A 24318-nucleotide genomic window follows, 5' to 3' on the forward strand; every position below is an offset into this window, starting at 1 on the left:
ATGCACGCTTGCGGTGCAGCGACATTTTCGTTCACGCTGCCTGCGCCACAGCAGACATCGTACGACCGCTTGCACTGTGCCAGCACAACACCTAAAGTCTGGCGTCAATAAAAATAAAGCCAAACGGACACCCCCCATGTCACTGTTCCTTTCCTGGAAGCAGAAGTTTCGCCTGCTGATTCTCATCACCCTCTCCAGCCTGGCGCTGATGACGGCCGCCTCGTTCTGGGCCACGCAAACCCTGAGCGCTGCCCTGCAAGCCAGGGAAGACGCCACGGCCTACGCCGGCGCCTCGGCCGCGCTGATGAACCAGTGGCTCAAGCTGGGCGCGGAACGTCGACGCCTCACACCCGATGATGAAGAGGATTTCCAGGACAGCCTGACGGCGCTCAGCGCGCTCTCCAGGCAATATGCCGAGCGCGCCGAGCGCCTGGACGATGAGTCGGTGATCGACAGCTCCCGGCAGATCGACGAAATGCTGCAGGAAGACATCCGCCTGCAGCACAACTGGCTGGAGCAATCCCACGAGCTGGGCCTGACGCCGTTCACTGGGCAGCGCGCCAAGCTCGCCGAAAGCGGCAAAGGCCTCGAACGGGTGAGCATCAGCCTGATCCAGGCATCGATCGCCGAAGCGTTGAGCAACCAGCGTGATTATCTGGCCACCTTCGACGGGGCCTATGCCGAGCGCGTGCAAGCGGCGCTGGCCGACCTGCAGGCCCGCATCATCGAACTGGAATGGCAGGACAGCCAGGTCGGCAAGGCGGTCACCAGCTACAGCGCCGATTTCGCCGCTGCGGATGGGATGATCCAGCGCATCGCCGCCACCGAAAAGCACCTGCTCGACCAGGGCCGGCAGATCGAAAACAGCATCGAAGCCCAGCGCGTTCATCTGCAACAGACCGTGCTGGCCAATGCCACTCGCCAGGCCGAACAGGCGCGCAGCACCGCCAATTGGGCCATGGGGCTGACCTTCGTGGCGGTGTCGCTGTTCATGCTGATCACCCTGAGCCGCGCTTCACGCCTGCTGATGGCGCAGCTGGACAGGGTCAACCGCCTGCTCGCCCAGGTCGCGGCGGGCAATCTCACCGCGCGGATCGACGTCGGCCAGAACCATCGCGACGAATTCAACCAATTGGGCAGTGCCTCGAACCAGATGACCCAAGGTATCGCCGGGGTGATTCGCCAGGTGCTCGACGGCAACCAGCAGCTCAACCAGCTGCACAGCTACCTCAACGACGCCATGCGCCGCCTCGAGGAGAACAGCACACAGGTGGAGATGCAGACCGAGCAGGCCGCCTCGGCCTCCCAGCAGATTTCCGCCACGGTCCACGAAATGGCCCAGCGCACCACCGATGTCGGCAACGCCACCCAGGCCGCCTATCAGTCGGCGCGCGATGGTGCTTCGGTGATCACTGCCAGCGCCGACAACATGCGCCGCCTGTCGCAGCTGATTCAGGACACCCACGCCCAGGTCAGCGCACTCACCCAGTCGAGCACCAAGGTCACCAGCATCATCGACGTGATCAACGGCCTGGCCGACCAGACCAACCTGCTGGCACTGAACGCCGCCATCGAAGCAGCCCGTGCTGGCGAGGCCGGCCGCGGCTTCTCGGTGGTCGCCGACGAAGTGCGCTCCCTGGCCCAGAAGACGGTGGCGGCTACCACCGATATCGCGGTGATCGTCAACGAGCTGCGCCAGCAGACCCAGCAGATGGACCAACTGATGACCAGCGGCCTGAACCTGGCCACCCAGGGCGAGCGCAGCTCCGGCGAAGTGGCCCAGGCCATCGACGGCATCACCGGTTCCATGGAGCATCTCAGTGCCGAGATGAGCCAGGTGGTGGTGGCCATCGAGCAGATTTCCTGCACCACCGAGGAGATCGCCGCCAAGGTCGAGGACATCAACCTGCACACCGGCAAGACCAAAACCCTGCGCCTGAGCCTGGACGAACACACCCAGGGCCTGTCGCGGCAGGTCGAGGCGCTCAACCACAGCGCCGGCCAGTTCCGTATCGTCTGAGCCGGTGCCGGCCTCCTGCTCCGGTAGGCGGCTGGCGACCCGGTCACAGACCGCGTCCGGCTCGCATGGCTTAACGCCCCTGCCTTCGATTATCATGGACGGCCCTGGCGAGCGGGGTTCGTCGCTCGCGATTCGCATCTGGACAGCCCCAATGGAACACAGAGACGCGCTGCTCGCTCTTCGCCACTTTCTCGCCAGCCAGATCCTCGGCCAGGAAAAGCTCATCGATCGCCTGCTGATCGCCCTGCTCGCCGACGGCCACATGCTGGTCGAAGGCGCTCCCGGCCTGGCCAAGACCAAGGCGATCAAGGAACTGGCCGAAGGCATCGAAGCCGAGTTCCACCGCATCCAGTTCACCCCCGACCTGCTGCCGGCCGACATTACCGGTACCGAGATCTATCGCCCGGAAACCGGCAGTTTCGTGTTCCAGCAGGGGCCGATCTTCCATAATCTGGTGCTCGCCGACGAGATCAACCGCGCGCCGGCCAAGGTACAGTCGGCACTGCTCGAAGCCATGGCCGAACGCCAGGTATCGGTGGGCCGCAGCACCTACGACCTGTCGCCGCTGTTCTTGGTCATGGCCACCCAGAACCCCATCGAGCAGGAAGGCACCTACCCGCTGCCCGAAGCCCAGCTCGACCGTTTTCTGATGCACGTGAAGATCGGTTTCCCCGACGCCAGCGTGGAGCGCAAGATCCTCGCCCAGGCCCGCGGCGAAGCGCTGCACGGCGAGACCAAGCCCGATCATCGTCTCAGCCAGCAGGCGATCTTCTCCGCGCGCAAGGAAATCCTCGGCCTCTACATGGCCGATGCGGTGGAGGAATACCTGGTGCAGTTGGTAATGGCCTCGCGCACCCCCGGCAAGTTCGACGCCGAGCTGGCCGAGTGGATCGCCCACGGCTCCAGCCCGCGCGGCTCCATCGCCCTGGATCGCTGCGCGCGGGCCCACGCCTGGCTGGCGGGCCGCGATTTCGTCAGCCCCGAAGACATCCAGGCGGTGCTGTTCGATGTATTGCGCCACCGCATCATCCTGTCGTTCGAGGCCGAGGCCTCGGGCATCGACCAGGACCGCGTGGTCCAGCGCATCCTCGACGTGGTCGCGGTGGCCTGATGCTTTCGCATGCGGATAACCCTGAGCTGCAGGCGGGCATCCGTACCGATCTCAAGCAACTGATCGACATGCGCCACCGGGTGCGCGAGGTACAGCTGTTTTCCACGCCGGGCCGCCGCAGCCCGCTGATCGGCCTGCACCACTCGAAGCTGCGCGGGCGCGGGGTCGACTTCGACCAGGTGCGCGTCTATCAGCCGGGCGACGACGTGCGCACCATCGACTGGCGCGTTACCGCACGCACCCAGGAGCCACACACCAAGCTGTTCCACGAAGAACGCGAACGGCCCATCTACCTGCTCGTCGAGCAGAGCCGCCAGTTGTTCTTCGGCTCGGGCCTGATGTTCAAGTCAGTGCTCGCCGCCCGCGCGGCCGGGCTGATCGGCTGGGCCGCTCTGGGTCACAACGACCGCATCGGCGGGCTGGTCTTCGGCGGCCAGGACAACCACGAGATCAAACCGCGGCGCAGCAAGCAAAGCCTGCTGCAGCTGCTCAGCCGCCTGGCCCGTGCCAATCAGGCGCTGTCCGCCGACACGCCGCTGGTGCGCGACAGCTTCGGCCAGGCCCTGCGCCGTGCCCGGGAAGTACTGCGCCCAGGCAGCCTGGTGGTGATCCTCTGCGACGAACGCACTCTGGGCGACAGCAGCGAGCAGCAACTGATGCTCCTGGCCCGGCATACCGACCTGCTGCTGCTGCCGGTCTCCGACCCGCTCGATCACGCCCTGCCCGCCTCCGGCCTGCTGCGCTTCGCCGATGGTGACGCCCAACTGGACGTGGACACCGAAGACGCCAACCTGCAGCACAGCTACCGCGATCAGGCCCAGGCACGCCGCGCGCGCTGGCAGCGCCTGGCGAACAAGCTCGGCGTGCCGCTGCTGTCACTGTCGACCGGCCAGGAACTGGTCGAACAGCTGCACGAGCACCTGAACAACCTGCGCCCGGGTCGATCGGCATGAACCCGCTGGACCAGCTCGAACCGTTGATCGCCCCCGCCGCCGTCGGCTGGTGGCCGCCAGCGCCCGGCTGGTGGTTGCTCGCCGTGCTGTTGCCCGTGCTGCTGTGGGCCGCCTGGCGCCTGGCACCGCGGTTGCCCCGGCCACGCCGCAAGCAGGCCGTCGAACAGCCCCTCGATCCGCTACGCGAGGCGGCCCTGCAGGAGCTGCAGCGCCTCAGCAAACCCTATGACGGCGCAGCCGCCGGCCCCTGGCTGCAGCAGCTCAACGGCCTGCTCAAGCGCTTGTGCCGCGAACGCTACCCGGACAGCCACAGCCATACCCTGAGCAGCCGCGCCTGGCTGGCGTTTCTCGACAACCGCTGCCCGGCCGCCGGGCTGACGCGCTGGATGATCCTCGTCGAGGGCGCCTACAAACCGCAGTGCAACCTGGACGACAAGGCCATCGACGGCCTGCACCAGGCGGTCGCCATCTGGATTCGCAAGCATGTTTGAATTCGCCTGGCCGTGGCTCTTCCTGCTCGCGCCGCTGCCCTGGCTGTTGCGCCTGTGGCTGCCGGCCGCCGACAGCGGCGAAGCGGCGCTGCAGGTGAGCTTTCTCAGCGAGCTGGAGAACCTGTCAGGGCGCCGCGCCCGCCTGCAGCTGCCGCCCTGGAAGAAGCAGGTGCACTTCGCCCTGCTCTGGCTGCTCTTGCTGATCGCCGCCGCGCGCCCGGAATGGGTTGGCGAGCCACTGCCACTGCCGGCCAGCGGGCGCGATCTGCTGATCGCCGTGGACGTGTCCGGTTCAATGGATTACGCCGACATGCGCCTGGAAGACGAGGACGTCAGCCGCCTGACCCTGGTCAAGCAACTGATCGGCGAGTTCATCGATGGCCGCACCGGCGACCGTGTCGGCTTGATCCTGTTCGGCAGCCAGGCCTATTTGCAGGCGCCGCTGACCTTCGACCGGCAGACGGTACGCACCTGGCTCGACGAAGCGGTGATCGGCATCGCCGGGCAGAACACCGCACTCGGCGACGCCATCGGCCTGGCGGTCAAGCGCCTGCGCCAACGCCCTGCCGACAGCCGCGTGCTGGTGCTGATTACCGATGGCGCGAACAATGGCGGGCAGATCGAACCGATGACCGCCGCCCGCCTGGCCGCCGAGGAAGGCGTGACCATCTACCCAATCGGCATCGGTTCCGACCCGCAGCAGGCCGGCAATTTTGCCGCCTTTGGCCTCAACCCGAGCCTGGATCTGGATGAGCCGAGCCTGCGCGCCATCGCCGAGCTCACTGGAGGCGAGTATTTCCGTGCCCGCGATCAGAGCGAATTGCAAAACATCGAGGCGACCCTCGACCGCCTCGAACCGGTGGCCCAGCAACCGACCCTGGCGCGCCCGGCCCAGGCGCTATACGTCTGGCCACTGGCGGCGGCTCTGCTGCTGAGCCTGCTGCTGGTGATCCGCAGCCTGTGGCCACAACTGCACCAGCAGGCGCTGAGCGCCGCACAACGCCTGGGGCGCAGGACGCCATGAGCGAATTCCTGCCTCACCTGCTGCGCCCATGGTGGCTGCTGGCGCTGCCCGTGCTGGCCTGGCTGCTGTGGTTGCTGGCGCACCGGGAAACCCGTAGCGGCCGCTGGCAAAGCCTGCTGCCACCCGCCTTTCACGCCGTACTGCTGCGCGGTGGCCGGGGCCGGCGCAGCCGCTTGCCGCTGATCATTCTCGCGCTTGCCTGGCTGCTGGCCACCCTGGCACTGGTCGGCCCCAGCTGGCAGCGCATCGAGCAGAACGACGTCAAACCGGCTGACCCGCTGGTGGTGATGCTCGAACTGACGCCGCAGATGCTCGCTAGCGACGCCTCCCCCAACCGCCTGGCCCAGGCCCGTCGCAAATTGCTCGACCTGTTGCAGGCCCGTGGCGACGCGCAGACCGCCATCGTGGTGTACGCCGGCAGCGCCCACACCCTGGTGCCACTGTCCGATGACCTGGGTACCAGCCGCAACCTGCTCGAAGCGCTCAAGCCGTCGATCATGCCCGAGCCTGGAAAACGTGCCGACCTGGCGGTGGCCAAGGCACTCGAATTGCTCAAGGGCGGCGCCCAGGGCCAGGGGCGCCTGCTGCTGATAACCAGCAGCCTGGACGACGGCGAACGCAGCGCCATCGCCAGATTGCTCGGCAGCCGCGGCGAGCGTTTGCGCATCCTCGGCGTGGGCAGCAGCGAGGGTGCACCGATCGTTCAGGAAGACGGCACCTTCATGAAGGACGAGCAAGGCGCCATTCTCATTCCGCGCCTGGATGTCAGTGGTTTGCGGCAGTTCGCGGCGAGCGTCAAAGGGCAATACCGCAGCATCAGCCTCGACGACCGCGACCTGCGCAGCCTCGGCCTGCTCGACGGCCCGTCGCAACTGCGCGACAACGGCCACAAAACGCAATTGCGCAGCTGGGCCGACCAGGGTTACTGGCTGCTCCTGCCGCTGTTGCTGCTGGCCGCCTGCGCGGGCCGCCGTGGCTGGCTGCTGTGCCTGCCGCTGCTGTTGCTCGGTACCCCGCAAAGCGGCATGGCCATGAGCTTCGACGACCTCTGGCTGCGCGCCGACCAGCAGGGCCAGCGGCTCCTCGAAGCAGGCCGCCCCAAGGAAGCCGCCGAACGCTTCGAGGACCCGCACTGGCGCGGCACCGCGCTCTATGAGGCCGGCGACTACGCGGCGGCCGCCGAACAGTTCGCCAAGGATGACAGCGCGCCCTCGCTCTACAACCGCGGCAACGCCCTGGCCCGCAGCAACGAGCTGGAGGCGGCCATCGATGCCTACGAACGCGCGCTGGAGATCGACCCGCAACTGCAGCAGGCCGCGAAGAACAAGGCCCTGGTCGAGGAGCTGCTGCGCCAGCGCCAGCAACAAGAGCAGGAGCAGCCGGACGACGGCGACGAGGAGCAATCCGCAGACAAGCCCGATGACCAGCAGCCACCTGGCCAGTCCTCGGCCTCCAGCGAAGACGAGCAGCAGCAAGGCCAGGGTCAGCCGTCGGCCAGCGAGGATCAGCCACCCGCCAAGCAGGAGCAGGCGCCCAGCCAGACCGGCGAGCCCGACGAAAAGGCCGAGCCGGCGCAGACCTCGCCGCCAGACGGCGAGGCCCAGGACGCCGATGCACCGCTCGATGGCGAGCGTCGTCAGGCTCTGGAACAATGGCTGCGGCAGATTCCCGATGACCCGGGCGAATTGCTGCGCCGCAAATTCTGGTACGAACAGCAACAGCGTCAGGAACAACCCCGATGACCCGCCTGCTCTGCACCCTGCTTCTCTGTTTGCTGGCATTGCAGGCCAGCGCGCAGGAATTTACCGCCAGCGTCGACCGCAGCCGGCTGAACCTGGGCGAAAGCCTCGACCTGATTCTCGAATCTACGGATGCCACCGAGTTCGGCAAGCCCGACCTGACGCCGCTCAACGAACTGTTCGACGTACTCGGTACGCGCCAGGTCAACCGGCTGACCACCCTGGATGGCCAGGCGCGTGCCAGCACCCGCTGGATCGTCACCCTGAAGCCACGGCATAGCGGTTACGTGGTGGTGCCGCCGCTGCGCCTGGGCGACTCACAGAGCCAGCCCGTCAGCCTGCATGTGGTGGAATCGACCAGCCAGGGCGCGGACGAGCAGATGGCGCCGGTGTTCATCGATGCCAGCCTGGATCACGAAAGCGTCTACGTGCAGGCGCAGAGCGTGCTGACTCTGCGCATTTATCACTCGGTATCGCTGTACGACGACAGCAGCCTGACGCCGCTGGAGATCGCCGATGCGAGGGTCGAATCCCTGGGGGAACCCCGCACCTACGAGCAGGACATCGGCGGCGTACGCCACGGCGTGATCGAGCTGCGCTATGCCATCTTCCCGCAGAAGAGTGGCCAGCTGACCATCCCCAGCCAGGTGTTCAGCGCGACCCTGGCCGACCGCAGCAGCCGCAACGGCTATACGCCGTTCGGCCCGCGCCCGGGCAAGGTCACCCGCGTGCGTTCACCGGAGATTCCCCTGACGGTCAAGGCCAAGCCCGCCGACTACCCGGCCGACGCGCCCTGGCTGCCGGCCCGCGCCCTGAGCCTGGCCGAGGCCTGGAGCCCTGAGCCGGGCCAGGTAAAAGTCGGCGACTCGCTGACCCGCAGCCTGATGCTCAAGGCCGATGGGCTGTCCAGCGCCCAGCTGCCACCACTGCCGGCGACCCAGGTGGAAGGCCTGCGCCGCTACCCCGATCAGCCCCAGTTGAACAACGAAGGCAGTGAGCGTGGGGTGATCGGCAGCCGTGAAGAGCGGGAAGCCCTGGTGGCAGGCAAGGCCGGCAACCTGGAATTGCCCGCCGTGGACGTGGTGTGGTGGAACACCCATGAAGACCGCCTGGAACACACCAGCCTGCCAGCTCGTACCCTGACCGTGGCCGTCGATCCGGCTCTGAGCGTCGAACAGCCGGTGGAGACACGCCCACGCGAAAGCAACGCCGAAAACGTGCTGTTGTGGCCCTGGCAACTAAGCACCGTGCTGCTGGCACTGACCACCCTGCTCGGCTTTGGTCTGTGGTGGCACGCACGCAGCCAGCCGGCGGTGCAGCGTAGCGCCCAGGTCGGGCCCAGCCCGCGCACCCTGCTCGACGACCTCAAGCGCGCTTGCCTGGCCAACGACAGCCAGGCCACCCGCCAGGCTCTCGATGCTTGGGCGCGCCAGCAACCGGAAACCCTGGCCGACATGGCCGCCCGCTTCGCGCCGCTGTCCGAAGCCCTGGACGGCCTCAACGGCGCGCTGTACAGCGAATCCGGCCAGCACTGGCAGGGCAAGCAGCTGTGGCAGGCCATCGGCGAGCTGCCGGCTGCGGAAAAAAACCAGGATAGCGGGCAAGACAGCGGCCAACTGCCGCCGCTCTACCCGCGCTGAAGGAAGCCACCATGGACGCTCGCCCCGCCTCGCCCACCCCCAGCTTCTGGCGCGACGCCGCACTGCCCTGCATCGAGCTGCGCTCCATCGAAGACGGCAGAAAGGTCTGCTACGGGCGGCACAGCCATGCGTTTTTCTCGATCGGCGCCATCACCGGAGGCCAGAGCACCTACAGCAACCGCGAGGTGGATCGCCAGGTGAGCCAGGGTACGGTGGTGCTGATGAACCCCGGCGACGTGCACGCCTGTAACCCCATCGACGGCGAGCCCTGGTCATATCTGATGTGCTACGTCGACCCGCAGTGGCTGGGCGAGCTGCAGCATGCCCGGGGCTTTACCGACACACCCGCTTTCCAGCGCTTCGCCTCCATCGCCAGCGACGATGCCGAGCTGTATCAGGGCCTGCTGGCATTGCGGCGTTGCCTGCTCGATACATTGGTAAGCACAGCCGACAAGCGCGCCGAGGCCGAGGCATTCTTCGGTCTGGCGCTGCAGCGGCTGATACTCGAAGGTGAGCGTGACGACAGCCTGAACCCGCGCTTGGAACTGGCCGCCGAGCTGATCGAGCAGCACTGCGGCGAGCCGCTGCGCCTAGATACCCTCTGCGAGGCCGCGCAGCTGTCGCCATCGCAATTGATCCGCGGCTTCAAGCAACGCTACGGCCTGACTCCCCACGCCTACCTGCTCAACCGCCGCATCCAGTTCGCCCACGCCCGCCTGAAAAGCGGCGCAGCCCTGGCCGAAGTCGCCCAGGAAGCCGGCTTCGCCGACCAGGCGCATTTCCAGCGCACCTTCAAACAACTCCTCGCCGCCACGCCTGGCCAATACCGCGGCTAGCGACAACCAGCCCGTAGCCTGACCCAACCCCGTAGCCTGGCGTTGAGCGCAGCGATACCCAGGAATCACTCTCGCGAAGATGCCCCCGGGTGTCGCTACGCTCAACCACGGGCTACGGCTCTGTGGCGCTCCAAGAACCTGCCCATAATCTTTCAGCACAGGTTCGTCGATTTTGGCAAGCAAAGTGGTGGAAGCGGCCGGTCGCGCGCATAGGATTGACTGGTGATTACCTGTGGGAGCGGGCCATGCCCGCGAAGAAATCACGGGCATGAACTGGGCGTACCCGCCCGCTCCCATAAGGAGTCCACCAGCATTACCGTTTTGTTTGCGCGCTCGCTCGTAGGGCGGCCTCAGGAGCGAAGCGAACAGTCCGCCGATTCATGCCGATCCTGACGCCGCCGCAACGGCATACGGCTTCGCGAGTACGCCCTACCGTACTGTTCGCGATTTCGTGGGAGGGGCTTTAGCCCCGAGCTCTTTGTTTGCCTCAATAAAAAACTCGAGGCTAAAGCCTCTCCCACGGGTGACCGTCCGTTTCCGCCTTGTAGTTGCAGCTTCACGAGCATAAAGATCATGCGCAGGCTCTAACGGACTTACGCCAACACCAGATACCCAGCACTGGCCACCAACAACCCCGCCAACACCCGATTGAAAACCCGCACCCGCTGCGGCGCCTGCAGATACGGCTGCAAACAGGTCCCGGCAATAGCCCAGCAAGCCAACGACAGATAACAGACCACGCAGTAGATCGCCGCGAACAGCCACACCCGCCCCGCATCACCATCGGCTGCAAAGGCACCCGTGCCGGCAATCGCTGCCAGCCACGCCTTGGGGTTAAGCCACTGCATCAACGCGCCGCCAGCAAAAGACGCAACCGCCCCACCTTCAGCGCTGTGCAACTCGCCGTTATCGACCGCCAAGCGCCAAGCCAGACACAGCAGAAAGGCCACGCCAGCCAACTGGATCGCTGCCGTCAGCCAGGGCAGCAGCTCCAGCAACTGATGCAGCCCCAGGCCAATCAACACCAGCAGTAACGTAAAGCCCAGCGTCGCCCCGGCAACATGCCCCATGGCCACCCGCAGGCCATGGCGAGCACCCGCGCTCAGCGACACCAGATTGACCGGCCCGGGAGAAATGGAAGCGGCCAACGCGAACGCCGCCATGGACAGATACAGACTCATCATCACGCCTACCTCACTGCTGATCGAGTGAGGCACGTTACGCAGCGCCAATGCGGGCGTATTGAAGAAAATTTGCACCCTCTGAAATGAAAATCGCGGCTAGGCTGCGTTTTTTCGTTTGCCGATCACTCCGATGGGTGAGCGTGGAGCTTAGAGTGACGCGATGGCTGACTTAATAAATGGCACGTGTATCGGAGAGCGATCTTCAACCAGAGCAGGAAGCAGTTCAGTTATTTTTCCAACTTCAAAAGTTGGCTCAAGGTGCCAGGCGTCCACTGGCACGCCATGGCAGACGCTAGTTTCATATATAAGGTCCTCCAGCGTGCAGCACCATATGTCGCGAGCAATCAGACTAAATTCTTTATTCTAGATTTGAATCAATAAGAACTCAATATGACCATCTTCAAATAAAGCCAATTCGACTTCTACTGCCTCTATCTTGTACGCGGGAGTTGGCATCCAGAGTAGCTCTGGATGTGGCTGAGGTATAGATGTAGAGAAAAGCCTAATCATATAAGTCTAACGCTCGGCTCATGCGCCGGCTTGGAGCCGAAAGCGGCGAAAATCGATCGTAATGCAGCCAATTGTTAGTACATGCTTTCTAAATCTGCAAGTTACCATATCCATATCTTGTTAACGGCCGATATAAACATCGCCAAAAGCACAATCAGAAATGAGGCAGTCGCGAATGCAGCCAGTCCAGTGAGCCAATCAACCCAGCCAGGATACGTTGTTTGCAGCATCGGCTTAAATACTATGTCGGCCAGCCCGGCCGCCCCCACTATCCCAAACACCGCCGTCAGCCACCGGTCCATCCGTGACCGTTGTTTTTCGGCCTTGTAACGTCGTTCATCTAAGAACCATCTAGCCTGCTCTTTCCCTGATGCGATGAGTCCTGTTGTGCCGGCAGCAGTCATCAAAAACTCAAGCGCATCAGTAATCTCGCCAGCTTGGCTTGATTTGTGAATTACAGAATCGGCATTGGCCAACGTTTCGTACGCGTATACAAGTTGTTCATCGGATGGAGGTCCTTCTGCTATGGCACATGCCCGCGCAATGCGAATGTTGTGGTACTCGAAGTGCTCCGCCCTGGCCTGGTTCTCTAACAAATGAGCCCTTGTGTTTGGGTCATCCCAAGCATTGTCAGATGCGCCGAGTGGGCGCAGCCACGTCCAGAGCAAAACTGCTCGATTGCCGTGTAAGCAATAGTCATTAAATGGACGAAGGTCAGGAGGGAGGTGCGGAGGATCAGTCATTTCAGGGGAGCGCATCAGGATACGGGACATCGATTGTCCGTACATCTCAAATAACTGGTCCTTGGATTTAGGCTGGCCGGCGAATCGCATTAAGGAGACTGAGGGCCGGCCTTGCCACAACTGTACTCCTGCTACCCCGTCATTCTTTTTGTAGTTTTTTGATACTACCTGCGATGCTACCGCATTTGCGTAGATGGATCTGCAAAGGTCAATCGTCCCCTCCCAATCCATTTGGTCCTCCGATCCCGCGATTTGATGTAAGAGCCATGGCTCCCCATGCAAATCAAAACATCGTCCTTCCTTGCCGAGGGAGTTGTCTAGTGTAGTTCTTGCGGTTAGCCGCATCTTCTTGACGAGCTTACGAGTCCTTCGGTCATCTACACCTTGCCCGCCGATGGAGATTTCACCCTCGAATGCATCAAGCAAGAGCTGCTCACCATCTATTCTTTGAAGTGCCGCCTCTACCCAAACAGATTTAAAGTAGCGCTGAAACAAGTTGACGACATCGCTTATAAAATCTTCCTCGCTCAGATCATCCCATGTCGTATCGAGTTGGAAGCAAATGCACATAAGTCCGTCAGCATGGAGCTTTAGCCATGGGTAGACTGGTAGAGTCAAGTCGTCATTCTCTAGTACGACTGGAGGCAGTGCGGCTCGCAAATGCGGAGGCACTTGTCCCACCTCGTCACCTTCGATACGCCGCTCGTGGAATGCTAACTCCAAGCAGAAAATCAGGTCCTCGGCGGTATATTGTGGCAAAGAATCGCTGAGCTGGACCGTCCAACTATTATCCCATCGACGCCCCTTCGGTCGTAGCCATTCGAGCTTAACCTCACCATGTTCGTCAAGGTATATGGCCTTCAGGTCAGAGAAACAAACGGTTCTAACTGTACCCGACTTTAAAAGTGCCTTGGCTGTTTTAAGGAGATCGACCCGAGTGACATCAAGGCCAATTGCGTAATTGTAGAAGCAGTTCACCTGCTGTACCCGCAGATTTCTCGATTCAGCCGCCATAGCTAGCTCTTCAAATTGTGGATTGTGGGCCTATTTACATAGGCGATCGGAGGTGAGCTAACGCCTGCATAAGCGGTGCCCTGTCAAGGGCGTCCGATGGAGGCTCGAAGGGCTGGGATGTACTTCATGCACTTTTTAGACGCTTTTGTACTCTTGTGCATAGATGTCCTTTAGAAACGCCAATAAATTCTTCTGGCTCTCATTTATATGGCGAGTAATGTCCTCAGGAGTTATATCCATCATACTGCCAAGATTCTCTGCAACCTTGGGATGCTCCCAGTTCATATGTTGGTTACTAAGCATAGAAAAAACGACTTGCAGCCGATCAAACTGCCAAGCAATCATATTGCAGGCATTTTGACACTCGCGATAGTTAGAGATGCCTAGAACTTGACCTTTAACCAGTAGCGACCGAATACGGTGAACTGGCTGCTCCGCATTTTTCAGAAGCGTCATTAAACGGTCGGCGGACTCCCTGCCTTCTTTTTCGATATACGCAACTGCTAGGGGATGCTGCAGCTCTCTATTGAGGTCGCGGTTGAATTCTTGACTTTCGATGCCTATCCGAACAAACGAGAGCATTTGCACAGCTGGCGAGATTGATTGAACAAACTCGTGTACTGAGTCGGTGAGCTCATCGAGCAACTTGGTTACGGCTTGTGAGCGGTGTTGACGCCGCCATGAAGTTAAAGCAATAAAAGCAACAATAAGAGTTCCAAGCCCGGTTATGCTTTGAACTATTCCAGACCAGTTCCAACTCAAAATTTCGCACCATGCATTCAAAAGTTGTTCTTCCATATAAAAATCAGCCCTCTTTTCGGGCGCAGTAGCAAAACGACCTCTACGACATGCAAATACCGTAGAGGTCGCGCCTTTTATAGAGCCAACCCGTCAGTGCGCCAGCAGCGAACCACCCTTCTTGCCCGCCAGCTTCTCGGGTTTGATCAGGTAGTGGGCCAGGGCCGGCAGTAGCCACAGTGCACCGAACATGTTGACGATAAACATGAAGGTCAGCATCAGGCCCATGTCGGCCTGGAATTTGATCGCCGAGAACATCCAGGTCGCCACGCCGATGGCCAGGCACAGGCCGGTGAACAACACCGCTTTACCGGTGGAGCGCAGGGTCTGGTAGTAGGCTTCCTGCAGCGGCAGGCCGGCGCGCAGGAAGGTTTCCAGGCGGCTGTAGATATAGATGCCATAGTCCACGCCGATGCCGACGCCCAGGGCGATCACCGGCAGGGTCGCGACCTTCACACCGATGCCCAGGAAGGCCATCAGGGCATTGCCGAGGATCGAGGTGAGGATCAGCGGCAGCACGATGCAGATGGTCGCGGCGAAGGAGCGGAAGGTGATCATGCACATCGCGCCGACGCACAGGTACACCAGGATCAGGATCAGCAGCTCCGAGGTGCTGATCACTTCGTTGGTGGCCGCTTCGATACCGGCGTTACCGGCGGCCAGCAGGAACTCGACGTTGTCGGACTGGTGCTCGGCGACGAAGCCCTCGACCGCTTTCACCGCACGTTTGAGCGTTTCCGCCTTGTGGTCTTCGAGGAATACCAGCACCGGCGCCACCGAGCAGTCGGCGTTGTACAGGCCGTCGGCACGGGCGATGGAGTTGTTGAGCACGTCGGGGTTGCGCGACAGGGTTTCCCATTTCAGGTTGCCCTCGTTCATGCCCTTGATCACCTGGCGCGACACGCTGACCATGGAGATCGCCGACTGCACGCCCTGGGTGTTTTCCATGGTCCACATCAGCTCGTCCATGGCCGCCATGGCCTCATAGGTCGAGCAGCCTTCGGGTGCGGTCTTGACCATCACCACCAGCACGTCGGAGCTGGTCGAGTAGTTGCGGATCACGAAGTCGTTGTCGAGGTTGTAGCGCGAATCCGGGCGCAGCTCAGGCGCGCCCTGATCGAGGTCGCCGACCTGCAGGTTTTGTTGCTGATACCAGAAGCCACCGACACCGGCCACCAGTGCCAATGTCACCGAAATCGGCGCGACTTTGGCGCTGGCGAAGTTCGACAGCAGGCGCCAGAACGGATGCTCGCTGACCGCATCGCGCTTGCTGCGCTCCACCGCTTTCCTGCTGATACCGATATAGGAAATGGCCACCGGCAGCAGGATCAGGTTGGTAAATACGATGACCGCCACACCGATGGAGGCGCCGATGGCCAGCTCGCGAATCACCCCGATATCGATCAGCAGCAAGGTGATGAAGCCTACGGCGTCGGCGAGGATGGCGATCATGCCCGGCAGGAACAACTGGCGGAAGGTCAGTCGCGCGGCGGTCAGCGAGTTGTCGCAGCCGCCGGATTGCAAGGCGATGCCGTTGATCTTCTGCACGCCATGGGAAATGCCGATGGCGAAGATCAAAAACGGCACCAGCATCGAATACGGATCGAGCCCGAAGCCCACCGTGTGCATCAGCCCTAGCTGCCAGCCCACCGCTACCAGGGTGGTGATCAGCACGGCAATGGTGCTGCGGATGCACCAGGTGAACCAGTACAGCAGCACGAAGGTGACCAGCAGCGCCACGCCGAAGAACAGCGCGACCATCACCAGGCCGTCGATCAGGTCACCGACCTTCTTGGCGAAGCCGATGATGTGGATCTGTATGTCCGGGTTCTGCGCCTGGTACTTGTTGCGGATTTTCTCTTCGAGCTGGTGGGAGAACTGCTGGTAGTCGAGCTTGATCAGGCGGCCCTGGTCTTGTGGGTCCGGGTAGGACTCGAGCAGCGGCACGTCGATGATGCTGGACTTGAAGTTGTTGGCTACAAGGCGGCCAATCTGCCCGGACTTGAGCACGTTGCCGCGCAGCTCTTCGAGGCTCTGCGCGCTGCCGTCGTAGGTTTGCGGAATCACCTCGCCACCGGCGAAGCCTTCCTCGGTCACCTCGGTCCAGCGCACGCTGGGGCTCCACAGCGACTTGAGCCCGGAGCGGTCGACGCCGGGGATGTAGAACACCTCGTCGTGGATCTGGCGCAGGGTTTCCATGTAGGACTGGCTGAAGATGTCGCCGTCCTTGGCCTCCACGGAAATACGCACGGTATTGCCGAGGTTCGCCAGGTCGTTGCGGTGCTCCATCATGTTCTGGATGAACGGATGGCTCAGCGGGATCATCTTCTCGAAGCTGGTCGAGGGGCGCACCTGGGTGGCCTGGAAGAACAGGAAGAGGCTGACCAACAAGCAGATCAGGATCACTGCCGGTCGGTTATTGAAGATCAGGCGTTCCAGCAGGCTGGCCTTGTCTTGATCAAGGTTACTCATCGAACACTACCCCAGCTTGTTATTGTTGGCCTGGATTGGCACCGGTCTCGGTGGTCAGGCGTACGCCGCCCTGCCCGACCAGCACCAACTTGCCGTCTGCACCCGCGGTGACGCTCGCCAGGGATACGCGATCCGGGCGGTTGAACACGCTGAAGCTGTTGCCGTGGTCGGTGCTGCGCAGCACGCTGCCGCCATGGCCGACCACCACGATGCTGCCGTCGCCGAGCGTAGCCGCGCTGGCCAGGCCGAACTCCAGGTCACCGCCGCTGGCGGTGGTGAGCGCGACCTGCTGCCAGGTTTCGCCCGCATCGGTGGAATGGAACAGGTGGCCGCGCAGGCCAAAGACCAGCAGGCCATTGGCCTCGCCGCTGGCGATCACGCCGAACAGCGAGCCCTGATAGGGGCCTTCGAGGGTTTCCCAGCTTTGCCCTTCATCGGTGGAGCGGAACAGAGCGCCCGCCTCGCCAACGATGAACAGGCCGGCGCCCGGCACATCGGCGATGGCGTTGAGGTGGTAGGTGTCTTCGTTGTCGAGGCGGTCGCTGACGTCGTCCCAGTTGGCGCCACCATCGCTGGTCTCCAGCAATGCACCATAGGCGCCGATGGCGAAACCGTGCTGGGCGTCCTTGAACCACAGGTCGAGCAGCGGTGCTTCGCGCTGCAGGTCCTCGAACTGCTTGGTCCAGGTCGCACCGCCGTCGCTGCTCGCCAGGATCAGCGCGTCGTGGCCGACCGCCCAGCCACGCTGGTCGTCGACGAAATACACCGCGGTGAGCATCTGCCGGGTCGGCACCTTGGCTTGGGTCCAGTTGGCACCATCGTCGTCGGAGTACAGCACGTGACCGCGCTCGCCGACCGCCACCAGGCGCTTGCCGGCATGGGCGACGTCGAGCAGCAGGCTGGAGACGGCGCGGGTCGACGGCACCGAGAAGGTCGCCTCATCGGCAGACTGGGCCTGGACGAGCGGCGCGGCGGCCATCAGCAGCGAACACAACGCCAGTGCCTGCAGCACGGGCCGGGTGACTTTACCGCTTCGGGTGCGCCGCACGATGGGCTCACTCATACACAACTCCCCCTTTTGTTCTTGTTATATCAGCGCCTGCGCGGCGCCGCCTATGCTATCGGCCTTTGCAAGGCATGGTAGCCACTTTGAGCCGCTGTTTTGTAAGAAAAAGCCCAGTTATCGACCGCGCGAATGGCTGTCGCACAACGGGCGAGCCTTGCCTGCTATCGGGTGCCACGACGGCGCAGTGCTGCCGGTGTGAAATAACTGTCTTCGGCCATCGGCTGACTGAAGTCGATGGTGTTGGCTTCCTCGTTGTCCAGGTTCTGCACGTGGTAGCGACGGGCCTGCAAATCGTGGAACACGTCCAGCGCGGACCAGGTGGTCGGCAGTTCGTAGTAGTTCTTCAGATACGCCATGGACACGCGCCACAACTCACCACGGCCATCGTACTGATCGACCACCGCGGCCTGCCAGCTGTCTTCATCCAGGTACAGGGTGCGCTTGGAATAGATGTGCCGCTCGCCGGTCTTGAGCGTGCCCTCCACCACCCATACGCGGTGCAGTTCGTAGCGGGTATAGGCCGGGTTGAGGTGGCCGACCTGCAGCAGGTCCTTGTACTTCACCTCTGGGCTGGTGAGCTTGTAGCTGTTGTACGGGATGTAGATCTCGCGCTTGCCGAGCAGCTTCCAGTCGTAGCGATCCGGCGCACCGTTGAACATGTCGGTATCATCGGCGGTACGCAGGCCGTCGGCCGTGGAGATCGGCGTGTCGTAGGCCAGGTTCGGTGCACGGCGCACCCGGCGCTGGCCGGCGTTGTAGCCCCAGGCCTGGCGTGGCTCCTTGACCTGATCGAGGGTCTCGTGAACCAGCACCGCACCGCCGGCCAGACGCGCCGGGCTGCGGGTGAACGACAGGTAGTAGAACAGGATGTTGTTGAGGTTGGCGTAGCTGCCTTTCGGGTCATAGAACTTGAACAGCGCTTCCTGCTGCGAGGTGACCAGCGAATAGGAGCCGTTGCGCTGCACCGCCACTTCCGAGGCGCGGCGCACCACGTAGGTGCCGCGATAACGGGCGATGTGGTTCCACAAGGCCTCGACGCCATTCTGCGGAATCGGGAACGGGATGCCGCCGAAGGCATCGGCGAAACCATTACCGCCGTCGAGCAGCTTGGCGCTGGCGGCGTTCCTGGCCGTATTGTCATACACCCACTGCGGCGCCGAGCCCGAGCGGCGGCTGGGGTAGACCGGCATCTGGAAGGTGTCCGGGTAGGCCTCGAACAAGGCTACCTGCCCCGGCGTCAGTTGATTGCGGTACTGGGCCAGGTTGGCGCGGGTGATGGTGAACAGCGGCTTGTCGCCGGCGAACGGGTCGACATGGTGCTTGCCCGAGCCCTGGTAGCCAGCCGGCGGCTGGGTGATGCCGCCCGTCCACGCCGGGATGGTGCCAGCAGCGTTGCCGGCCTTTTCGGCGCCCAGCGGCGTCAGGCTACTGCCGAGCTTGGCAGCGTCCTGCGGCGAGACCGCTGCCATGCTGTTGCCGGCCAGCAGAACCAGTACGACGGCGACACCCTTGATGTTCAGCATGCTGTTTCCCCGTGATCAGAAGGAGTATTTGACGTTGAAGCCGATGTTGTCGCGGTCGCGTACGGCGTTGTTGTTGCCACCGCCGGAAAACTCGGTGTACTGCAGTTCGGCTTCCAGGCTGTTCATGTAGGCCGCCTTGATGCCAAGGGTGTAGGCCTTGCGGCCTTCGATAAAGCGCCCGGTCTGGTAGGAGTTGCCTTCGAAATCATCACGATAGACGACGAAGGGCGACAGGTTCACACCGGCGAACACGTCGTTCCAGGTGCCTGACAGCACCAGGGTGTAGCCGTAGGCATTCTTGTTGACCTGGTAACTGCGCCCGTAGCCGAAGGTGTAGGACGAATCGCCCCGGCCCGAGTAATAGCGGGTCGAGCCGTCGAAAGCGGTGTACTTCAGGTCACTGCCGCGCAGGTGCTCGGAGGCCAGCTCGGCCACCCCGGTCAGCGCATCGAAGCCCAGCGACGGGCCGAAGTTGTAGATGGTGCCGAGCGAGGCGTTGTAGGCCTCGACCCGCTCGTAGTTGTGAATCTCGTCACCGAGCTGCAGCGGCTGGCCGCCGATGTTGACCTGCTGGCCCTGCACCACTTGCGGCGCCTGACGCAGCAGGTCGCCGAGCAGATCGTTGGTCGCGGCGACGCCGATCGGCAGGTTCGGCCGGTAGGTCAGCTCACCGAACACCGAGGCATCGCCCAGGGTGGTATTGAAGCTGAAACCGTACATGCGGATGTTTTCCACGTACTCTCGACGAGCATTGACCTGGTTGGCCGCATCGACGGTGGCGGCGCCATTGACCAGCCCGAGCAACCCCTGGGCAGTGCTGTTGCCCAAACCAGCCAACGTCTGCAGTGTCGAATAGTTGGTAATCGCATTGCCGCTGGCGGCTGCGGTGATCGCATCCAGATCCAGCCCCGAGAAACCCTCCAGATCGGCGTTGAGCGTCGGTTCCTTGGCGTGGTAATTGACGAAGTAGAAGCCGAACTCCGTGGAATTCAGCTGTTCGGCAATGTAGCGAAACGCGACGCCAAACTGACCGTCGTCCTTGGCCTCGATATCCGAGCCGACGCTGGCGACCTTGAAGTAGCCATTGCTGTCGAGGTACTCGGTGCCCTGCAGCCCGCCGACGCCCAAGGCACTCAGACCCGCGTAGTTGCCTTGAAACGCAGCGCTGCCCAGCGCGGCATTGCGGCTGTAGGCTGTACTGCCACCTTCAGCGAACAGATCGGTCTCGGAGAAATAGCTACCCACCGGATCGATGGCGGTTTCCTTCCATTTGAACTGGTAGAAGGTTTCCATCGACAGGTTGTCGGTCAGGCCGATATTGAAGCTGACCGCCTCGACGGGGATCAGCACTTCCTTGAGCTCCGCGCCTGGCAGGCGGAAGCGTGCGCCGTCCACCGGGTTGCTGGTGTTCACGCCACCGCGGTAGAACAGGCCCTCGCCCCAATTGAATACCTGGCGCCCCAGGCGCGCAGTGACCGGGCGCTCGGCGACGTCCCAGTTGCCATAGACGTAGGCGTCGAGAATCTGCGCATCGCGGCCGGCGGTGTGCCGCGTGTCGCGGGTGAAACGATCGTCGTTGGGGGTGTTCTGGCTGGGTTGGGCGGCACGGTCGCCACTGTAGAAGTCGTTGCGCTTGTCCATGATCTGCGTGTCGTAGAACGCGGTGCCACGCACGAACAGGCCGTAGTTCTGGTAGTTCATCTCGAGGTCCGAGGTGATCTTGAACACTTCGGAAGCCAGCCCGGTGTCGAAGTTGCGATTGCCGTCGTTGACGTTGACGTCGTCGTTACCGCGGCTCTGCCCCTGCACACGCCACAGTTGCCCATAGGACAGCGTGGTGTCCAGCGAGCCGCTGACCTCGTTATCGGCGAAGCTGAACTCCACCGCCTGCGCAGGCGCGGCAACCAGCAACGGCAGCACGCCGGCCAGGGCAAAACCGGCTTTGGCCGGCACCAGACGCGGGGCCTGCACAAGGGACTTGATACGCATTGAATCTCTACTCCGCAGACAGACAGTCATTATTCTTGCGGCTCATTTTCCGATGAGCCTGACGAACCCCTCGCAGGGCGCCCGTCGATGACCTTGAACTGGCTGGCGTGACTGCGTCATGCAGTGCAACCTTGGTGCCAATTCAAACGATCGTATTAGCCGAAAGTGCTTTTCTAGAGCAGCTCTGCTGCGTCTCTTTGTGACTGGTCGGCCACTGAACAGCAACGCCCCGATATCGATGCAGAATCGCTCATCAGCGCTTTCAGCAAGCTGTCGAAGTGCCTCACGGGCAATAAAAAAACTTGATCAAAATGCCAGCATGGCGACAGCGGCGGCGATATTAAGTGGCTGACGGAGGGCGGCGGTAGCTTTTCATCCCCTGAGGTAACAAAAATTTGTTACCACCAAAGCGCGGGTAACAACGATCGGGGGGCTAAGCACAGTTGATGGGGCGCCCAGAACGGGCGCCGGTGGGATGCAGCAATGGTACGCCCGGAACGGCCAGCGCCGTTCCGAGCATGGCTCAGGCCAGGCTCTTGCTGACCACCTCATAGACATCGGGTGACAACTTGCCGGAGGCGAGAATGCGCTCAAGCTCGGCCTTCATCAGCGCCTGACGCGCGGCGCCGTACTTGCGCCAGCGGGTCAGCGGCGCCAGCAGACGCGAGGCGATCTGCGGGTTCAGCGCGTTGAGCACGATCACCTGATCGGCCAGGAAGCGGTAGCCGCTACCGTCGATGGCATGGAAATTCACCAGGTTCTGCCCGGCGAACGCGCCGATCAGCGCCCGCACCTTGTTGGGGTTCTTCAGGGTGAAAGCCGGGTGCTCCATCAGCGCCTGCACGCGGGCCAACCCGCCCGGCAGGGTGCTGGCGGCCTGCACGCTGAACCACTGATCCATGACCAGGGCATTGTCCTTGAAGTGCTCGGCGAACGCCTCGAGGGCCTTGCTGCGCTCGGCCTCGAATGGCGAATTGACCAGCACCGCCAGGGCAGTCAGGCGCTCGGTCATGTTGTCGCTGTTCTCGAACTGATCGAGCGCCGCGGCCAGCACCTCGGGCTTGTCACCCAGCATCAGGTAGGACAGCGCGATGTTCTGCAGCGCACGGCGAGCGAAGTGATCGGCCTCGGCAACGTATGGCGTGGCGCGCGATACCGCGCGGTTGGCCTGGTAGCGCTGCCACAGCGGTTCGAACAACGCATCGGCCAGTTGCTGGCGGGCGAACTCGCGGGCGCCATGAATGGCGTCGACATCGGCAACGTCGCTGATTTCGGTGAGGTAGGCCTCGCCCGGCAGTGACAGCATTTCGGCGACCATGGCCTGATCCAACGTGTCGTCCTGCAGCAAGGTGCGCAGTGCACTGACCAGGCGCTGGTCGAGCACCAGCGTTTCGCCGCGCTGGTGTTGGCCAATCAGTTCCTGCAGCACCTGCACGCTGAGCTGCTGGCCGGCCTCCCAACGGTTGAAGCCGTCGCTGTCGTGCTGCATCAGGAACATCAGCTGGTCGCGGTCGTAGGCGAAGCTGAGCTTCACCGGTGCACTGAAGCCACGCAGCAACGACGGCAGCGGCTTCTCGGCAACGTCGACGAAGGTGAACGACTGCTGCGCCTCGGTCACCGACAGCACGCGGTTGCCTACCACTGCGGCGGCTTCGCCCTGCAGGCGCAGTGGCAAGTCGTTGCCCTGCCCGTCCAGCAGGCCCAGCTCCACCGGGATCACGAACGGCAGCTTGCTGCTCTCGCTCTGCCCCGGCGTGGCCGGGCAGCTCTGGGTGAAGGTCAGGGTGTAGGTTTTCGCCGCGGCGTCGTAGCTGTCGGCGACCGCCAGGCGCGGCGTGCCGGCCTGGGTGTACCAACGCTTGAACTGGGTCAGGTCGACGCCGCTGGCATCTTCCATGGCCTTGACGAAATCGTCGCAGGTCACGGCCTGGCCATCGTGGCGCTCGAAGTACAGGTCCGAGCCCTTGCGGAACGCTTCGGCGCCCAGCAGGGTGTGGATCATGCGCAGGACTTCGGCGCCTTTCTCGTAGATGGTCAGGGTGTAGAAGTTGGAGATTTCCATGTACGCATCCGGGCGCACCGGGTGGGCCATGGGGCCGGCGTCCTCGGCGAACTGGTGGGTGCGCAGGTAGGCGACGTCCTGGATGCGCTTGACCGTCGGCGAGTTCATGTCCGCCGAGAAGCCCGCGTCGCGGAATACTGTGAAGCCCTCCTTGAGCGACAGCTGGAACCAGTCGCGGCAGGTCACGCGGTTGCCCGACCAGTTGTGGAAGTACTCGTGGGCGACGATCGCCTCGACACGCTGGTGCGCGGCATCGGTGGCGGTTTCGGCGCGGGCCAGCACGGCGCTGGAGTTGAAGATGTTGAGGCCCTTGTTCTCCATGGCGCCCATGTTGAAATCGTTGACCGCGACGATCATGAAGATGTCCAGGTCGTACTCGCGGCCATATACCTCTTCGTCCCACTTCATGGACTTCTTCAGGCTGTCCATGGCGTGCTGCACCTTGTCGATGTTTTCCGGCTCGACGTAGATGCGCAGGGTCACGTTGCGGGCGCTCATGGTGGTGAAGGTGTCTTCCACGCACCACAGGTCACCAGCGACCAGGGCGAACAGGTAGGCCGGTTTCTTGAACGGGTCTTCCCAGGTCGCCCAGTGGCGGCCGTCGTCTTCCTCGCCGCTGGCGATCGGATTGCCGTTCGACAGCAGGATCGGGTACTTCTGCTTGTCGCCGCTGAGCGTGGTGGTGAAGCTGCTCATCACGTCCGGGCGGTCGAGATAATAGGTGATCTTGCGAAAACCCTCGGCCTCGCACTGGGTGCAGAACATGCCGCTGGACTTGTACAGGCCTTCCAGCGCGGTGTTGCTTTCCGGATGGATGCGCACGGTGCTGTCGATGACGAAGCTGGCCTGGGTGGGCTGCAGGGTCAGGTGACTGTCAGTGAGCTGATAGTCGCCGGCGCTCAGCTCACGGTCGTCGAGTTTGAGGTGCAACAACTCGAGCTGCTGGCCGTCCAGCACCAGCGCCGGCAGTTCGGCGGACAGCTCTGGGTTGCGGCGCATCACCAGCTGGGCATGCACCAGGGTGTGATCCTCGAACAGCTCGAAGGTCAGGTGGGTTTCGTCGATCAGGTAATCCGGCGCCTGATAGTCCTTCAGGTAGATGGTCTTCGATTGTTCGGTGCGCATGGGGAACCTCTTCGATGC

Annotated in this window: 16 protein-coding genes; 8 read left to right on the forward strand and 8 right to left on the reverse strand. The window is 62.7% G+C overall.

Annotated features, from left to right (window positions below):
* Nucleotides 1-136 precede the first annotated feature (136 nt).
* The 8 genes from BVH01_RS13210 (at nucleotide 137) to BVH01_RS13245 (ending at nucleotide 9814) form a co-directional block, all read left to right on the forward strand.
* The gene (locus tag BVH01_RS13210; protein WP_083659468.1) at nucleotides 137-2020 is read left to right on the forward strand and encodes a methyl-accepting chemotaxis protein; all 1884 of its coding nucleotides are present in this window, start codon (nucleotides 137-139) and stop codon (nucleotides 2018-2020) included.
* A 151-nt stretch (nucleotides 2021-2171) separates the two neighbouring features.
* Nucleotides 2172-3131 (forward strand): MoxR family ATPase, encoded by a 960-nt coding sequence (locus BVH01_RS13215; RefSeq protein ID WP_013790950.1) that lies wholly within the window; start codon nucleotides 2172-2174, stop codon nucleotides 3129-3131.
* Entirely contained in the window at nucleotides 3131-4084 is a 954-nt protein-coding gene (locus BVH01_RS13220; RefSeq protein WP_075930737.1) for a DUF58 domain-containing protein, read from the forward strand. The genes BVH01_RS13215 and BVH01_RS13220 overlap by 1 nt, the downstream gene beginning before the upstream one ends.
* Complete coding sequence (locus tag BVH01_RS13225) at nucleotides 4081-4575, forward strand: DUF4381 domain-containing protein (protein ID WP_075930738.1); 495 nt, start codon at nucleotides 4081-4083, stop codon at nucleotides 4573-4575. The genes BVH01_RS13220 and BVH01_RS13225 overlap by 4 nt, the downstream gene beginning before the upstream one ends.
* On the forward strand, nucleotides 4568-5599 hold the full coding sequence (locus tag BVH01_RS13230) for a VWA domain-containing protein (protein WP_075930739.1): 1032 nt from the start codon (nucleotides 4568-4570) through the stop codon (nucleotides 5597-5599). Before BVH01_RS13225 ends, BVH01_RS13230 begins: the two co-directional genes overlap by 8 nt.
* On the forward strand, nucleotides 5596-7341 hold the full coding sequence (locus tag BVH01_RS13235) for a VWA domain-containing protein (RefSeq protein ID WP_075930740.1): 1746 nt from the start codon (nucleotides 5596-5598) through the stop codon (nucleotides 7339-7341). The genes BVH01_RS13230 and BVH01_RS13235 overlap by 4 nt, the downstream gene beginning before the upstream one ends.
* Complete coding sequence (locus tag BVH01_RS13240) at nucleotides 7338-8978, forward strand: BatD family protein (protein WP_075930741.1); 1641 nt, start codon at nucleotides 7338-7340, stop codon at nucleotides 8976-8978. Before BVH01_RS13235 ends, BVH01_RS13240 begins: the two co-directional genes overlap by 4 nt.
* 11 nt (nucleotides 8979-8989) lie before the next feature.
* Nucleotides 8990-9814 carry an AraC family transcriptional regulator gene (locus BVH01_RS13245; RefSeq protein WP_075930742.1) on the forward strand — a complete coding sequence of 275 codons (825 nt, stop codon included), beginning with the start codon at nucleotides 8990-8992 and terminating at the stop codon, nucleotides 9812-9814.
* A 593-nt stretch (nucleotides 9815-10407) separates the two neighbouring features.
* Here the strand turns inward: BVH01_RS13245 and BVH01_RS13250 are convergent.
* From BVH01_RS13250 to pepN, 8 genes are all read right to left on the reverse strand, one after another.
* Nucleotides 10408-10995, reverse strand: coding sequence for a LysE family translocator (locus BVH01_RS13250; RefSeq protein ID WP_075931027.1), 588 nt, complete (start codon nucleotides 10993-10995; stop codon nucleotides 10408-10410).
* Nucleotides 10996-11609: 614 nt separating this feature from the next.
* Nucleotides 11610-13265, reverse strand: coding sequence for a hypothetical protein (locus tag BVH01_RS13255; RefSeq protein ID WP_075930743.1), 1656 nt, complete (start codon nucleotides 13263-13265; stop codon nucleotides 11610-11612).
* 135 nt (nucleotides 13266-13400) lie between these two features.
* A complete protein-coding gene (locus BVH01_RS13260; RefSeq protein ID WP_139315599.1) occupies nucleotides 13401-14063 on the reverse strand; it encodes a hypothetical protein in 663 nt (220 codons plus the stop codon).
* A gap of 93 nt (nucleotides 14064-14156) precedes the next feature.
* Nucleotides 14157-16535, reverse strand: coding sequence for an RND family transporter (locus tag BVH01_RS13265; protein ID WP_075930745.1), 2379 nt, complete (start codon nucleotides 16533-16535; stop codon nucleotides 14157-14159).
* 19 nt (nucleotides 16536-16554) lie between these two features.
* On the reverse strand, nucleotides 16555-17598 hold the full coding sequence (locus BVH01_RS13270) for a YCF48-related protein (RefSeq protein WP_075930746.1): 1044 nt from the start codon (nucleotides 17596-17598) through the stop codon (nucleotides 16555-16557).
* Nucleotides 17599-17762: 164 nt separating this feature from the next.
* A complete protein-coding gene (locus BVH01_RS13275; RefSeq protein WP_075930747.1) occupies nucleotides 17763-19124 on the reverse strand; it encodes a DUF1329 domain-containing protein in 1362 nt (453 codons plus the stop codon).
* Between the two features lie 15 nt (nucleotides 19125-19139).
* The gene (locus BVH01_RS13280; RefSeq protein ID WP_075930748.1) at nucleotides 19140-21113 is read right to left on the reverse strand and encodes a DUF1302 domain-containing protein; all 1974 of its coding nucleotides are present in this window, start codon (nucleotides 21111-21113) and stop codon (nucleotides 19140-19142) included.
* 523 nt (nucleotides 21114-21636) lie between these two features.
* Complete coding sequence (gene pepN / locus BVH01_RS13285; protein WP_075930749.1) at nucleotides 21637-24300, reverse strand: aminopeptidase N; 2664 nt, start codon at nucleotides 24298-24300, stop codon at nucleotides 21637-21639.
* Nucleotides 24301-24318 lie beyond the last annotated feature (18 nt).

Source organism: Pseudomonas sp. PA1(2017) (assembly GCF_001945375.1).
Lineage (GTDB): Bacteria > Pseudomonadota > Gammaproteobacteria > Pseudomonadales > Pseudomonadaceae > Aquipseudomonas.

What these genes read in the sequence shown, in the direction of transcription:
- BVH01_RS13210 (WP_083659468.1), top strand. Translation starts at nt 137, where the DNA reads ATGTCACTGTTCCTTTCCTGGAAGCAGAAGTTTCGCCTGCTGATTCTC.
- BVH01_RS13215 (WP_013790950.1), top strand. Translation starts at nt 2,172, where the DNA reads ATGGAACACAGAGACGCGCTGCTCGCTCTTCGCCACTTTCTCGCCAGC.
- BVH01_RS13220 (WP_075930737.1), top strand. Translation starts at nt 3,131, where the DNA reads ATGCTTTCGCATGCGGATAACCCTGAGCTGCAGGCGGGCATCCGTACC.
- BVH01_RS13225 (WP_075930738.1), top strand. Translation starts at nt 4,081, where the DNA reads ATGAACCCGCTGGACCAGCTCGAACCGTTGATCGCCCCCGCCGCCGTC.
- BVH01_RS13230 (WP_075930739.1), top strand. Translation starts at nt 4,568, where the DNA reads ATGTTTGAATTCGCCTGGCCGTGGCTCTTCCTGCTCGCGCCGCTGCCC.
- BVH01_RS13235 (WP_075930740.1), top strand. Translation starts at nt 5,596, where the DNA reads ATGAGCGAATTCCTGCCTCACCTGCTGCGCCCATGGTGGCTGCTGGCG.
- BVH01_RS13240 (WP_075930741.1), top strand. Translation starts at nt 7,338, where the DNA reads ATGACCCGCCTGCTCTGCACCCTGCTTCTCTGTTTGCTGGCATTGCAG.
- BVH01_RS13245 (WP_075930742.1), top strand. Translation starts at nt 8,990, where the DNA reads ATGGACGCTCGCCCCGCCTCGCCCACCCCCAGCTTCTGGCGCGACGCC.
- BVH01_RS13250 (WP_075931027.1), bottom strand. Translation starts at nt 10,995, where the DNA reads ATGAGTCTGTATCTGTCCATGGCGGCGTTCGCGTTGGCCGCTTCCATT.
- BVH01_RS13255 (WP_075930743.1), bottom strand. Translation starts at nt 13,265, where the DNA reads ATGGCGGCTGAATCGAGAAATCTGCGGGTACAGCAGGTGAACTGCTTC.
- BVH01_RS13260 (WP_139315599.1), bottom strand. Translation starts at nt 14,063, where the DNA reads ATGGAAGAACAACTTTTGAATGCATGGTGCGAAATTTTGAGTTGGAAC.
- BVH01_RS13265 (WP_075930745.1), bottom strand. Translation starts at nt 16,535, where the DNA reads ATGAGTAACCTTGATCAAGACAAGGCCAGCCTGCTGGAACGCCTGATC.
- BVH01_RS13270 (WP_075930746.1), bottom strand. Translation starts at nt 17,598, where the DNA reads ATGAGTGAGCCCATCGTGCGGCGCACCCGAAGCGGTAAAGTCACCCGG.
- BVH01_RS13275 (WP_075930747.1), bottom strand. Translation starts at nt 19,124, where the DNA reads ATGCTGAACATCAAGGGTGTCGCCGTCGTACTGGTTCTGCTGGCCGGC.
- BVH01_RS13280 (WP_075930748.1), bottom strand. Translation starts at nt 21,113, where the DNA reads ATGCGTATCAAGTCCCTTGTGCAGGCCCCGCGTCTGGTGCCGGCCAAA.
- pepN (WP_075930749.1), bottom strand. Translation starts at nt 24,300, where the DNA reads ATGCGCACCGAACAATCGAAGACCATCTACCTGAAGGACTATCAGGCG.